Annotated in this window: 11 protein-coding genes; 4 read left to right on the top strand and 7 right to left on the bottom strand. The window is 66.3% G+C overall.

Annotated features, from left to right (window positions below):
- Positions 1–2: 2 nt before the first annotated feature.
- The 7 genes from ACY8GK_RS19970 to mreB all read right to left on the bottom strand — a co-directional run bounded on the left by ACY8GK_RS19970 (position 3) and on the right by mreB (position 9,730).
- Positions 3–854, bottom strand: coding sequence for a carbon-nitrogen hydrolase family protein (locus ACY8GK_RS19970; RefSeq protein WP_462401883.1), 852 nt, complete (start codon positions 852–854; stop codon positions 3–5).
- A complete protein-coding gene (locus tag ACY8GK_RS19965; protein ID WP_462401882.1) occupies positions 851–4,675 on the bottom strand; it encodes a YhdP family protein in 3,825 nt (1,274 codons plus the stop codon). The genes ACY8GK_RS19970 and ACY8GK_RS19965 overlap by 4 nt, the downstream gene beginning before the upstream one ends.
- Positions 4,676–4,814: 139 nt before the next feature.
- Complete coding sequence (rng, locus tag ACY8GK_RS19960) at positions 4,815–6,272, bottom strand: ribonuclease G (protein WP_196181176.1); 1,458 nt, start codon at positions 6,270–6,272, stop codon at positions 4,815–4,817.
- Between the two features lie 47 nt (positions 6,273–6,319).
- Entirely contained in the window at positions 6,320–6,931 is a 612-nt protein-coding gene (locus ACY8GK_RS19955) for a Maf family protein (RefSeq protein WP_462401881.1), read from the bottom strand.
- 31 nt (positions 6,932–6,962) lie between these two features.
- Entirely contained in the window at positions 6,963–7,451 is a 489-nt protein-coding gene (mreD, locus tag ACY8GK_RS19950; protein ID WP_462401880.1) for a rod shape-determining protein MreD, read from the bottom strand.
- A complete protein-coding gene (gene mreC, locus ACY8GK_RS19945; RefSeq protein WP_230376215.1) occupies positions 7,451–8,497 on the bottom strand; it encodes a rod shape-determining protein MreC in 1,047 nt (348 codons plus the stop codon). The genes mreD and mreC overlap by 1 nt, the downstream gene beginning before the upstream one ends.
- A 195-nt stretch (positions 8,498–8,692) precedes the next feature.
- Complete coding sequence (gene mreB / locus ACY8GK_RS19940) at positions 8,693–9,730, bottom strand: rod shape-determining protein MreB (RefSeq protein WP_003255163.1); 1,038 nt, start codon at positions 9,728–9,730, stop codon at positions 8,693–8,695.
- Positions 9,731–9,931: 201 nt separating this feature from the next.
- Here mreB and gatC point away from each other — a divergent pair, with 201 nt between their 5' ends.
- The 4 genes from gatC (at position 9,932) to ACY8GK_RS19920 (ending at position 13,586) form a co-directional block, all read left to right on the top strand.
- Positions 9,932–10,219, top strand: a complete 288-nt coding sequence (gatC, locus tag ACY8GK_RS19935; protein ID WP_196181182.1) for an Asp-tRNA(Asn)/Glu-tRNA(Gln) amidotransferase subunit GatC — start codon at positions 9,932–9,934, stop codon at positions 10,217–10,219.
- 15 nt (positions 10,220–10,234) lie between these two features.
- Entirely contained in the window at positions 10,235–11,686 is a 1,452-nt protein-coding gene (gatA, locus tag ACY8GK_RS19930; RefSeq protein ID WP_462401879.1) for an Asp-tRNA(Asn)/Glu-tRNA(Gln) amidotransferase subunit GatA, read from the top strand.
- Between the two features lie 12 nt (positions 11,687–11,698).
- Complete coding sequence (gene gatB / locus ACY8GK_RS19925) at positions 11,699–13,144, top strand: Asp-tRNA(Asn)/Glu-tRNA(Gln) amidotransferase subunit GatB (RefSeq protein ID WP_462401878.1); 1,446 nt, start codon at positions 11,699–11,701, stop codon at positions 13,142–13,144.
- Between the two features lie 70 nt (positions 13,145–13,214).
- Positions 13,215–13,586, top strand: a complete 372-nt coding sequence (locus ACY8GK_RS19920) for a septal ring lytic transglycosylase RlpA family protein (RefSeq protein WP_462401877.1) — start codon at positions 13,215–13,217, stop codon at positions 13,584–13,586.
- Positions 13,587–13,606: the final 20 nt, after the last annotated feature.

The raw sequence follows: 13,606 nt of genomic DNA, 5'->3' as shown, positions 1-13,606 counted from the left end.
AGTCACTCCGAAATAGGCGCAGGCCGCAAGGCGTCCTGCGAGAAAAAGCGCCGGTGCGAAACCACCGGCATTCGCGTCCTGATGGACGCCTGATCGTGCTCGTCACGCTCGCCCAGCAGCACTGCCTCGCCGCGAGCCTGCTCGGCGATGACCCGTCCCCAAGGATCGACGATCGCCGCATGCCCATGGGTCTCGCGCGGGCCCGGGTGCAAGCCGCCCTGGGCGGCCGCGAGCAGGTAGCACTGGGTCTCGATGGCGCGGGCACGCACCAGCACTTCCCAGTGCGCGGCACCGGTCACCGCCGTGAAGGCCGAGGGTGCGCTGATGAGTTCGGCACCGGCAGCCCGCAAGGCGCTGTAGAGTTCCGGGAAACGCAGGTCGTAGCACACGCTCAGGCCCAGCCGTCCCACCGGCGTGTCGGCCACCACGATCCGGCTGCCATGGGCATAGTCGTCGGATTCGCGGTAGCGGCCACGCGCATCGGCCACGTCCACGTCGAACAGGTGCAGCTTGTCGTAGCGTGCCACGACCTGCCCATGCTCATCGACCAGCAGCGAGCAGGCACGCGCCTTGTCCCGCGGCCTGTCGGCCGGAGGCAAGGGCAAGGTACCCGCCACGATCCATAACCTGAGGTCGCGGGCCGCGCGTTTCAAGCATGGCAGGATCGGGCCTTCGCCAAGGGCTTCGGCCCGGCCGATGGCAGCCGCATCGCGACGCCCCATGGCGGCGAAGTTCTCCGGCAACACGGCAAGGCGCGCTCCTTGCTCTGCTGCCTGCTCCAGAAGCGCCCGCGCCCGCGCCAGGTTGGCGCGCACATCGTCCTGGCTGACCATCTGGATCACCGCTGCTTTCATCGACGCTCCCGGGACGATTTGTCGAAAGGTTTCACAAAGTTGATTCTAGGCTCTTTCAACGGGCCCTCGACCCGATAGTGCACGCTGGCGTAGCGGGAAATGCGGTCACCGATCAACCGATCGACCAAAAACAGCGCCCCACCCACGGCTGGCGCGCCGACCAGCACGGCCGCCAGCGGCAGGTTGTTGGTCACGGGCAGGGCTACCTGCAGGTTGGCGGCCACGCGGTCGCGTAACAGGTCCAGCGTGCCGTCGAGTTCGACATTGCTGGACGGGCCGGTCATCGCGATCGGCTCGCGGGTCACGTAGACGCCGTTGCTGGCCACCAGCAGGCCCTTGACCCGGTCATAGGCCAGACCTTTGCCGAACAGATCGGAAAAGTCCAGGCGCAGCCGCCGCCCGATGGCATTGAAATTGAGCAGGCCGAAGATCCTCAAGGCTTGTGCGCCACCCTCGACTTCGACGAACTGGCCGTTGCGCAGCGATGCATCGAGGTTTCCGGAAAAGCGTTCGAGGCCGACCCAGGCAGGCGAGCCTGGCCAGCGACCGTCCACATCCAGACGGAAGCTGCGGCTGGTCACGGTCGGGGCAAAACCCCAGGCTTGCAGTACCTTGGCCAGGTCGCTGCCTTGCAGGCGCCCCTTGTACCAGCTGCTGGTGGCGCCAGGAGCGCCCTCCCAGCTACCCTGGCCAGCGATGCGCAAGCCCTTGAGATCGAGGTCGATGGCGTTGATCGCCACGCCCCTGGCGTTGGGGCGCAGCTGCATCGCCCAGCGCCCATAGAGATCGTCGCCACGGTAGAGTCTGTCGATGGACAGGTCCAGCGCAGGTACCTTGCGTGGATCGAAACTGGCCAGCGTGTCGGGCGCGTCGTCGGCCTGGCTGGCGGGCGGCTGTGCCGCGGGCAGGCGCAACGTGCGCAGGTTCACCACCATCGGGCTGTTCTTGCCGTCAGGAACGCGCGCATTGCCCACCACTTCGCGGCTGTCCAGGCGCAAGTCCCAGCCAGCGCCGCCACGGTCGACGCGGACCAGTGCCTGGTTCAGCTCCATGCCGAACGCCTTGAGCTGGCCGATGCTCAGGTTCACGCCTTGCAAGCGTTGTCGGGCACTGCCGCCAGAGTCCTGGCCCGTCAGGTGCGTCATCTGTTGCTGCCAGGGCTCCAGATCGAGCCTTTCCAGCCGGCCGCGAACCCGCAGGCCTTGCCCGCTCGGCAACTGCGGCGTTCCGTTGCCCAGCAGCAGTTCGCCACGCCCCTGGTCGAGTGCCTCGGCCGGCGCGGCATAAGCCAGTTGGGCAAGCACACCGTAACGTGCATCGAAACGCCGCTGCGGTCCGTCCAGGGTCATGCCGAAGGTGCTGTCGACAGTGGCGTTCGCCGCCTTGCCGAACGGCGCTGGCAGGTCGATGGCCAGGCCCTTGAGGCTGGACGCGACGCCCAGGCGATTGCGCTTGCCCAGCTCGACGCGCAATTGGTAGGGCAGCTCGCCCGAAGCGGGCAATGCCTGGTCGAACCGTAGCCAGCGGGTGAGGTCGGCGAGGCCGACCGAGCCCGTGGCCTCGATACGGGTCTGCATGTGGCCAGGCTGGCCTTCGGCGAATGCCTGCGCGTTCACCGGTCGGCCGAAGGCCTGGAGTCGGATCGCCTTGCCACTGAGGCCCTTGTCGAGGTCGAAGGTGAAGTCACCAGCCAGGCGGCTGAGGTCCAGGCTGGGCGGCACGATCCTGAGCTGGGCGTCGCGGGTGGAGAAGTCGACCTTGACCTTCGGCTGCGTGCCCGAAGCCAGGGGGATGTCCAGCTTGACCCGCCCTTGCAAGGGCCCCTTGCCCTCCCAGCCAGCGAACAGCTCGCTGGTGCCGATGGGCGCTTGCTTGAGGATCTTCAGGCCGTCGTCCAGGCCTCCCCTGAACTTGCCGTCCAGGTACAGGTGGCTATGCGGTGCGCCTTCGACATGGGGAATCTCGACGCGTACATCGCTGACCCGGGTGTCGAGCAACTGGCCTTGGCGAGCCTCGATGCGCACCCCTGAATCCTCGATGTAGACATTGCCATCGACCTGCTGGACCTGCGGCCAGCCAGGCTGGAAATCCAGCGCGGCGTCACGCACCTTGAAGAACAGGCTGATGCTGCGCGCGTGCGCCGGGGCGCCATGGTTGATCGAACCCTGGTATTGGAAATAGCCCTCATCGACCGTGCCTTTGACGATGGCGCTGCGCAGCCACTTGTCCACCGCCGGGCTGAGCACACGGGGCAGGTACTTGGCCGTATAGCGTCCGTCGCCATGGGTCAGGCCCACGCGCAGGTCCATGTAGTCCTCGCGTCGCTCGTCGAACAGCAGGCGGATGAGGAAGTCGGCCGCGACGCTGCCCTCTTCCCCCTCGACCCGGATGTACGGCGCGACGAGGGTGAAGCCTTGCTGGTCGAGACGCCAGGTAAGCCGGGCCTTGGCTTGCTGGTAATGCCAGGGTTTGGCGAAGATCGGTTCCAGGTGCAGCATGAACGCCTGACTATCGAGCCGCAGCTCGCCTTGGCCAAGGTCCCCGCTGACGCTGCCGCTCACGTTGCCTGCCCCTGGCGCGCCATGATAGGCGTCGAACCCGACCCCTTCGAGATTGGCGGCGAAACGCAGGCGCTGATCACCCTGCGCCTTGGGCCGTATGTCCAGGCGAACATTGCGCAGCGTGCCTCTGGCCTGGAGCGCATCGACCACGGTCAGCAGGTGCTCCGGCAGCGGTGCCAGCGCATCGAGCCAGGGCGTCAGCGGCCCCAGCTCGATGCGGTCGGCCTGGACTCGCCAGGACTCGTCGGCCGCCACGCTGCCAATCCGCTGTCGAGCCTGCAGGCGCGTTTCCCACGGTTTGCCGTCGAAACGTGCAGCAAGCGAGTCGACGACCACTTCGGCACCTTCGTCGTGCTGCCGGAACCAGGCCGAGAGCGCCAGATCGTCCAGCGTCACCGCTCGACGCTGGCCGTGGGCGCCACGCAGCTGCGGCGCCTTGAGCCGGACCACGCCCTGACGCAACTGCCCTTGGGCCCAGTCGAGCCACAGCTCGCCACCGGCTTGCAGACGCTCGGCCCGCCAGGGGCCCAGCAGCCCTGGCGGGAGCCAGCGTGCCCAGTCGCTCTGCGGCAGGTCGAGGTAGGCGTGCACACTGCCCTGGCGCCACGCTTGGGGCGTGACCTGCCCGTCCAGGCTCAGGCTGACGAGCTGGCCATCGGGCAAGGTGGCGCGAGCATCCAGGCGCTGGCGGGTACCGACAGCCTGCAGGCCGATACCGACATAGGTGAGGGTCACCGGGTCGTGCTGCCAGGGCCTGAGCGTGACCTGGCTATCGAGCACGTCGACCCGACCCAGTTGCCGCAGGCGCTGCAACAACTGGGCCGGATCCAGTGGCGCCTCGTCCCGCCGGGGCAGGCCCTGGACCGCCCAGGCACCTTGCGAGTCCTGCTCCAGGCCAAGCCGCAGTCCTCGCAGCTGCAGGCGCGCCAGGCGCGGTTCGCCGGCCAGCAGGCTCGACCACAGGTCAGGTTTCACGCTGACCTGATCGAGGTGCAGGACCCGCTCGCCCTCGCCCACCACCACGTCACGGCCATCGAGCGTGGGCGTCAAGCCGCTCCAGCGCCCTTGCAGGGCGCCAATGCGCACCGGCACGCCCAGCGCCTGCGAAGCCTTGGCCTGCACTTCGCCTCGATACTCCGCCACCAGCGGGACCAGGAAGCGGCCCAGGCTGGCATACACGGCCAGCAGGATCGCCACCAGTGCAGCGCACAGCAATGCCCAGCGGGTCAGGCTGCCCAGCCAGCGGATCAGACGCTCCATGGGCGCATGCCTCCGGCGGGCGAACGGCCTGGCGATACGCTTGCGCGAGCATGAGGCCTGCACCGCTCACCGACGCTGGCCAGCTCAGCGAGCCAGGAGCGTGCCGGCCAGCCGCGCTGACCGGTGGTGCCAGGGCGTTTCAGAGCAGCACCACGTCGTATTGCTCCTGGGAGTACATGGACTCGACCTGGAAGCGGATGGTCCTGCCAATGAACGCCTCGAGCTCGGCGACATTGCCCGACTCCTCGTCCAGCAGGCGGTCGACCACCTTCTGGTTGGCCAACACCCGGTAGCCCTCGGCCTGGTAGGCGCGTGCCTCGCGCAGGATTTCCCGAAAGATTTCGTAGCAGACGGTTTCCGGGGTCTTGAGCTTGCCGCGGCCGGCGCAGGCCAGGCAGGGTTCGCAGAGCACCTGCTCAAGGCTCTCGCGCGTGCGCTTGCGCGTCATCTGCACCAGGCCCAGCTCGGTGATGCCGATGATGTTGGTCTTGGCATGGTCGCGCTCGAGCTGTTTCTCCAGGGTACGCAGCACCTGGCGCTGATGCTCCTGGTCCTCCATGTCGATGAAGTCGATGATGATGATCCCGCCGATGTTGCGCAGGCGCAGCTGCCGGGCGATCGCGGTGGCCGCCTCGAGGTTGGTCTTGAAGATGGTTTCCTCGAGGTTGCGATGGCCGACGAAGGCGCCGGTGTTGACGTCGATGGTGGTCATGGCTTCGGCCGGGTCGACCACCAGGTAGCCACCGGACTTGAGCGGGACCTTGCGCTCCAGGGCACGCTGGATTTCATCCTCGACGCCATACAGGTCGAAGATCGGCCGTTCGCCCGGATAATGCTCCAGCCGGTCGGCGATCTCTGGCATGAGCTCGCCGACGAACTGCGTGGTCCTCTGGAAGGTTTCCCGCGAGTCGATGCGGATCTTCTCGATCTTGGCGTTGACCAGGTCGCGCAAGGTTCGCAAGGCCAGGCCCAGGTCCTCGTAGATCACGGTAGGCGCACCACAGGACTTGATCTGCATGCCGATCTGTTCCCACAACCGCCGCAGGTAGCGGATGTCCTGCAGGATATCCTCGGCACGCGCGCCCTCGGCGGCGGTGCGCAGGATGAAGCCGCCGGCGCCCTTCATGTCTTCTTCGGCCATGCAATCGCTCACCACGCGCTTGAGCCGTTCACGCTCGGCCTCGTCCTCGATCTTGAGCGAGATGCCCACATGGCTGCTGCGCGGCATGTACACCAGGTAGCGCGAGGGAATCGACAACTGGGTGGTCAGCCGGGCGCCCTTGGTGCCTATCGGATCCTTGGTGACCTGCACGACCAGGGCCTGGCCCTCGTGCACCAGGGCACTGATGCTCTCCACCGCGGAGCCTTCGCGCTGGGAAATCTCCGAAGCGTGGATGAAGGCGGCGCGCTCCAGGCCGATATCGACGAAGGCCGCCTGCATGCCTGGCAGCACGCGCACGACCTTGCCTTTGTAGATGTTGCCGACGATGCCCCGGCGCTGGGTGCGCTCGACATGCACCTCCTGCAGGACACCGTTCTCGACTACCGCCACGCGTGACTCCATCGGGGTGATGTTGATGAGGATCTCTTCACTCATGGCAGTTTCTCGTAAGGTCTTGGAAGAATGGGTCGCCAATGGCTCGGCTAGCGCGGGCGGTGATCCTCGTGCGGGCTCGACAGGTCCTGCCAGCAGTCGATGCCGAAGCGCCCGAGCAGCTCGGCGGTCTCGGTCAGCGGCAAGCCGACCACCGCCGAATAGCTGCCGTTCAGCGCCGTGACGAACACCGCGCCCAAACCCTGGATAGCATAGCCACCGGCCTTGTCCCGCGGTTCGCCAGTGGCCCAGTAGCGGCGGGCTTCGTCCGGTTCGATGAGGCGAAACGCCACACGGCTGGCGACGCACAGGCTCTCGCAACGCTGCCCATCGGTGACTGCGACCGCGGTGAGCACCTGGTGCTCGCGCCCCGACAGGCTGGCCAGCATCGCCAGCGCATGGGCCTGGCCATCGGGCTTGCCGAGAATGGCGCCATCGAGCACCACGCTGGTATCGGCACCGAGCACCACGCCAGGATGCGCCAGGCCGGCCAGGCCGGCGGCAGCCTTGGCCCGGGCCAGGCGTTCGACATAGGCCGAAGGCGCTTCGCCCGCGAGTACCGATTCGTCCACCGCGGCGCCGATGACCGACAGCGGCACGCCGATCTGAGCCAGCAGTTCGCGTCGGCGGGGAGAACCGGAAGCCAGGTACAGTCTGTTCATGAGGCCGTCTCCCTGTCGGTCCGGCAAGCGTTCAGTTGATGCCCAGCCGTTTGCGCAGATCACGCAAGGCGAAGCTTATCCATGGCCAGAGCAAGGCGCTGATCACCGCCGACCAGACCAGGGCCAGCGTCGGCAGGCGATTGCCGGTCAGCGCGCTGAGCCACAGCTGGACCAGCTGGGCGATGCCGAAGATCACCAGGATGACCAGGCTCTGCTGCCACATGGGAAACATGCGCAGGCGCTGCTGCAGCGACATCACCAGGAACGTGATCAAGGTCAGCACCAGGGCATTCTGCCCCAGCAGCGTGCCGTAGAGCACGTCTTCTGCCAGGCCCAGCACGAACGCCGTGGTCATGCCGATCTTGTGCGGCACGGCCAGCGCCCAGAAAGACAGCAACAGGGCCAGCCACATGGGCCGGAAGATCTCCATGAAAGGAGGCATGGGGGACACGCTGAACAACAGGCCGACCACGAAGGTCAGCCAGATCACCCAGCCATTCTTGCTGCGAGCGCTGGCCATCAGTCTCTCCGGGGTAGGGTCGGCGCCGGGACGGCGGCAGGAGGGCTGGCCGGCGCAGTGCTGGCCGGCGTGACGGGCGCGCTGTCGCCTGGCTGCGCGGCCGGTGAGGTGGCCGGCACGGTCGGCGTGGGCGGCGCGGGCGTGGCATCCTGCTGGCTGGCGGCCGGGGCCTGGCCGTTGGCGGGTGCCACCGAGCGCTGGCGATCGGCCGCTTCCTGGGCCATCGCCGCTTCGTTGGCGCGCTCCTCGGGGGTGCGGCTGTCGGTGAACACCAGCAACATGTAGCGACTACGGTTGAGCGCCGCGGTGGGAATGGCCCGAACGATGGCGAACGGCTGGCCGGAATCGTGGACCACTTCGCTGACCGTCGCCACCGGATAGCCGGCCGGAAAGCGCTGGCCCATGCCGGAGCTGACCAGCAGGTCGCCTTCCTTCACGTCTGCGGTGTCGGCCACATGGCGCAGTTCCAGGCGCTCGGGGTTGCCGGTACCACTGGCGATGGCGCGCAGGCCGTTGCGGTTGACCTGCACCGGGATGCTGTGGGTCGTGTCGGTCAGCAGCAGCACGCGCGAGGTGTAGGGCATCAGTTCGACGACCTGGCCCATCAGGCCTCTGGCATCGAGCACCGGCTGGCCGAGGAACACACCGTCACGCTCGCCCTTGTTGATCAGGATACGGTGGGTGAACGGATTGGGGTCCACCCCGATCAGCTCGGCCACCTCGACCTTTTCGTTGACCAGCGCCGAGGAATTGAGCAGCTCGCGCAGGCGCACGTTCTGCTCGGTCAGGGCCGCCAGCTTCTGCAGGCGCCCTTGCAAGAGCAAAGCCTCGGTCTTGAGTTTCTCGTTCTCGGCGATCAGTTCGGTGCGGCTGCCGAACTGCCCGGCCACGCCCTGCCACACCCGTTGGGGCAGGTCGGTGATCCAGTAGGATTCCATCAGTACCAGCCCCATCTGGCTGCGTACCGGCTTGAGCAAGGCAAAGCGGGCATCGATCACCATCAAGGCGATCGACAGCACGACCAGTACCAGCAGACGGACGCCCAGCGAAGGGCCCTTGGTGAAAAGCGGTTTAATGGGCCGTTCCTCGTGGACGACGATTCAGGAGGTCATTGAGCATGGGCGACGTACCAGCCTGCTGCGGATTGACGAAAACGGCGCCTGCCAGGCGCCAGCAAAGCGCATACAGGTAGCATCGCCCGAGCCACCTGTAAACCGCGAGGCCAGGCTACGGCGACCGCATCACTCGCTCGAGAGCAGGTCCATCGCGTGCTTGTCCATCATTTCCAGCGCACGGCCACCGCCACGGGCGACACAGGTCAGCGGGTCCTCGGCGACGATCACCGGTAATCCGGTTTCCTGGGCCAGCAGCTTGTCCAGGTCACGCAGCAGCGCGCCGCCACCGGTCAGTACCAGGCCCCGCTCGGCGATGTCGGAGGCCAGCTCCGGCGGCGACTGCTCCAGCGCGCTCTTGACCGCCTGGACGATGGTCGCCAGGGACTCCTGCAAGGCTTCGAGCACTTCGTTGGAATTGAGGGTGAAGGCACGCGGCACGCCTTCGGCCAGGTTGCGTCCGCGCACGTCGACTTCACGCACCTCGCCACCGGGATAGGCGGTACCGATTTCCTGCTTGATGCGCTCGGCGGTGGATTCGCCGATCAGGCTGCCGTAGTTGCGCCGGACATAGGTCACGATGGCCTCGTCGAAGCGGTCGCCGCCAACCCGGACGGATTCGGCGTAGACCACGCCGTTGAGGGAAATCAGCGCGATCTCGGTAGTGCCGCCACCGATATCGACGACCATCGAGCCACGTGCTTCCTCGACCGGCAGGCCGGCACCGATGGCTGCCGCCATGGGCTCCTCGATCAGGAACACCTCACGCGCCCCGGCGCCCAGCGCCGACTCGCGAATGGCCCGGCGCTCCACCTGGGTGGACTTGCAGGGTACGCAGATCAGCACGCGCGGGCTGGGCTGCAGGAAACTGTTTTCGTGGACCTTGTTGATGAAATACTGCAACATTTTTTCACAAACGCTGAAGTCGGCGATCACGCCGTCCTTCATCGGACGAATGGCAGCGATGTTGCCGGGGGTGCGACCCAGCATGCGCTTGGCTTCGGTACCTACTGCCACGACACTTTTCTGGTTGCCATGGGTACGGATGGCAACGACCGAGGGCTCATTCAGGACGATACCGCGCTCACGCACGTAGATAAGGGTGTTGGCAGTCCCCAGATCGATGGACAGATCGCTGGAAAACATGCCACGCAGTTTCTTGAACATGGGAAAGTGACCCTAGGCAAAGCGTGGGTAAAAAAGTGCGGCAAACTCTAACAATGGCGGGGATTTTGGGCAAGGCGCCAATATGTTAAATTGGCAGTTTTTCCGAGCACGCCAGCAGATGATCGCGGCCGTTGGACCGTCAAAGTCCCGCCATGTTCCTTGCTGCTGACACTTCCGTTTTTCGCTTCCCCTGGAGATCCCATGGCGCTTCAACGCTCCGACGTGGAAAAGATCGCCCATCTGGCCCGCCTGGGCCTGAATGAAGGCGAGCTGCCGCGCATCACCGATGCCTTGAACAGTATTCTGGGGCTGGTCGACCAGATGCAGGCCGTCGACACCCAAGGTATCGAACCTCTGGCCCACCCGCTCGAGGTCAGCCAGCGCCTGCGCCCCGACCAGGTCACCGAGCACAACCAGCGCGAAGCCTACCAGGCCGTCGCTCCGGCGACCGAGAATGGTCTGTACCTGGTTCCAAAAGTCATCGAGTAAGGGATAGTAGCCGCCATGCATCAACTGACACTGGCCGAGATCGCCCGCGGACTCGCCGACAAGTCGTTTTCCTCCGAAGAGCTGACCGGCGCGCTACTGGCGCGCATCAAGTCGCTCGATCCCCAGCTCAACAGCTTCATCAGCATCACCGAGGCCCAGGCCCTGGAGCAGGCGCGCGCCGCCGATGCCCGCCGCGCCGCCGGCGAGTCAGGCGTCCTGCTCGGCGCGCCGATCGCTCACAAGGACCTGTTCTGTACCCGCGGCATCCGCACCAGCTGCGGCTCGCGGATGCTCGACAACTTCGCGGCGCCCTATGACGCCACGGTGGTCGCGCGCCTGGCCGATGCCGGCATGGTGACCCTCGGCAAGACCAACATGGACGAGTTCGCCATGGGCTCGGCCAACGAGTCGAGCCACTACGGTGCGGTGAAGAATCCCTGGAACCTGGAACACGTGCCCGGCGGTTCGTCCGGCGGCTCGGCCGCGGCAGTCGCCGCGCGCCTTGTCCCGGTCAGCACCGGCAGCGACACCGGCGGCTCGATTCGCCAGCCCGCCGCCCTGACCAACCTCACCGGCCTGAAGCCGACCTACGGCCGCGTCTCGCGCTGGGGCATGATCGCCTATGCCTCGAGCCTCGACCAGGGCGGCCCGATGGCCCGCACTGCGCAAGACTGCGCCCTGCTGCTGCAAGGCATGGCCGGCTTCGATGCCAACGACTCCACCAGCATCGACGAACCGGTGCCCGACTACAGCGCCACGCTGAACGCGCCGCTGCAAGGCTTGCACATCGGCCTGCCGAAGGAATACTTCGGCGCCGGCCTCGACCCGCGCATCGCCGACCTGGTTCAGGCCAGCGTCAGGGAGCTGGAAGGACTCGGCGCGGTCATTCGCGAAATCAGCCTGCCAAGCACCCAGCAGGCGATTCCGGCCTACTACGTGATCGCTCCGGCCGAGGCTTCCTCCAACCTCTCGCGCTTCGACGGCGTGCGCTTCGGTCATCGCTGCGAGGCCCCCAAGGACCTCACCGACCTGTACAAGCGTTCGCGTGGCGAAGGGTTCGGCGCCGAGGTCCAGCGCCGCATCATGGTCGGCACCTATGCGTTGTCGGCCGGCTACTACGACGCCTACTACCTCAAGGCGCAGAAGGTCCGCCGCCTGATCAAGAACGACTTCATGAACGCCTTCGCCGAAGTCGACCTGATCCTCGGCCCGACCACGCCGAACCCGGCCTGGAAGCTCGGCGCCAAGGCCAGCGACCCGGTCGCCGCGTATCTCGAGGACGTCTACACCATCACCGCCAACCTGGCGGGCCTGCCGGGCCTGTCGATGCCGGCCGGCTTCGTCGACGGCCTGCCGGTCGGCGTGCAGCTGCTGGCCCCGTACTTCCAGGAGGGCCGCCTGCTCAATGTCGCGCACCGTTACCAGCAGGTCACCGACTGGCACACCCGTGCTCCTACCGGCTTCTGAGGAATTTCACACATGCAATGGGAAGTTGTGATCGGACTGGAGATTCATACCCAGCTCGCCACCCAGTCGAAGATCTTCTCCGGCAGCGCCACCACGTTCGGCTCCGAACCCAACACCCAGGCCAGCCTGATCGACCTGGGCATGCCTGGCGTGCTGCCGGTGCTCAACCAGGAAGCGGTGCGCATGGCGTGCATGTTCGGCCTGGCGATCGATGCCCAGATCGGCAAGCGCAACGTGTTCGCGCGCAAGAACTACTTCTACCCCGACCTGCCCAAGGGCTACCAGATCAGCCAGATGGAGCTGCCGATCGTCGGCAAGGGCCATCTGGACATCGCCCTGGAAGACGGCACGCTCAAGCGCATCGGCATCACCCGCGCGCACCTCGAGGAAGACGCTGGCAAGAGCCTGCACGAAGATTTCAACGGCGCCACCGGCATCGACCTCAACCGCGCCGGCACGCCACTGCTGGAGATCGTTTCCGAACCGGACATGCGCAGCGCCAAGGAAGCCGTGGCCTACGTCAAGGCCATCCACGCGCTGGTGCGCTACCTGGGCATCTGCGATGGCAACATGGCCGAAGGCTCGCTGCGCTGCGACTGCAACGTCTCGGTGCGGCCTAAGGGCCAGGCCGAGTTCGGCACCCGCTGCGAGATCAAGAACGTCAACTCGTTCCGCTTCATCGAGCGCGCCATCAACAGCGAGATCCAGCGCCAGATCGACCTGATCGAGGACGATGGCACGGTGGTCCAGGAGACCCGCCTGTACGACCCGAACAAGGACGAGACCCGCTCCATGCGCAGCAAGGAGGAAGCCAACGACTACCGTTACTTCCCCGATCCCGACCTGCTGCCGGTGGTCATCGAGGACGCCTACCTCGAAGCGACCCGCGCCAGTCTGCCGGAGCTGCCACAACAGAAGGTCGAGCGTTTCCAGGCGCAGTACGGCCTGTCGGCCTACGATGCCAACGTGCTGGCGTCGAGTCGCGAGCAGGCGGACTACTTCGAGCAGGTCGCCCAGATCGGTGGCGACGCCAAGCTCGCCGCCAACTGGGTCATGGTCGAACTGGGCAGTCTGCTGAACAAGCTGGGCGTGGAAATCGACCAGGCGCCGGTCACTGCCGCGCAATTGGGCGGCATGCTGCAGCGTATCCGCGACAACACCATCAGCGGCAAGATCGCCAAGGCCGTGTTCGAAGCCATGGCCGCCGGCGAGGGCGACGCCGACAGCATCATCGAGAACCGTGGCCTCAAGCAGGTGACCGACACGGGTGCGATCGAGCGCATGCTCGACGAAGTGCTGGCAGCCAACGCCGAACAGGTCGAGCAGTACCGCGCCGCCGACGAGGCCAAGCGCGGCAAGATGTTCGGCTTCTTCGTCGGCCAGGCGATGAAGGCCTCCAAGGGCAAGGCCAACCCGCAGCAGGTCAACCAGTTGCTCAAGGCCAAGCTCGAAGGCTGACCCGGCCGTGTTCCTGCCCCGGCCTTGCACTGCCGGGCCGGGGACATGACATTCGTACAGGGAGTTTCGCATGCGACGTTCCTTAGGCATCCTGGCATTGACGGCAACACTGGCCGGCTGTACCGGGCATGCTGTCGATCCCGATGGCTACGACCAGACCGGCAAGGCCTCCTGGTATGGCGCCCGCCATCACGGCAAGCGCACCGCCAGTGGCGAGCCCTTCGATGCGCGTGGCCTTAGCGCCGCCCATCGCAGCCTCGCCTTCGGCAGCCGGGTGCGTGTCACCAACCTGGCCAACCAGCGCAGCGTGGTGGTCCGTATCAACGACCGCGGCCCGCACGGGCGCGGTCGGCTGATCGACCTGTCGCGCGCGGCAGCGCAACGCATCGGCATGCTGCGTAGCGGAGTCGCGCAAGTCCGGGTCCAAGGTCTGAGCGACTGATCCAGAGGAGCGCCGATCAT

Source organism: Pseudomonas sp. Marseille-QA0332 (assembly GCF_054950175.1).
The sequence above is the reverse complement of the archived record's forward strand: the minus strand, read 5'-3'. Positions and strand labels throughout refer to the sequence as shown.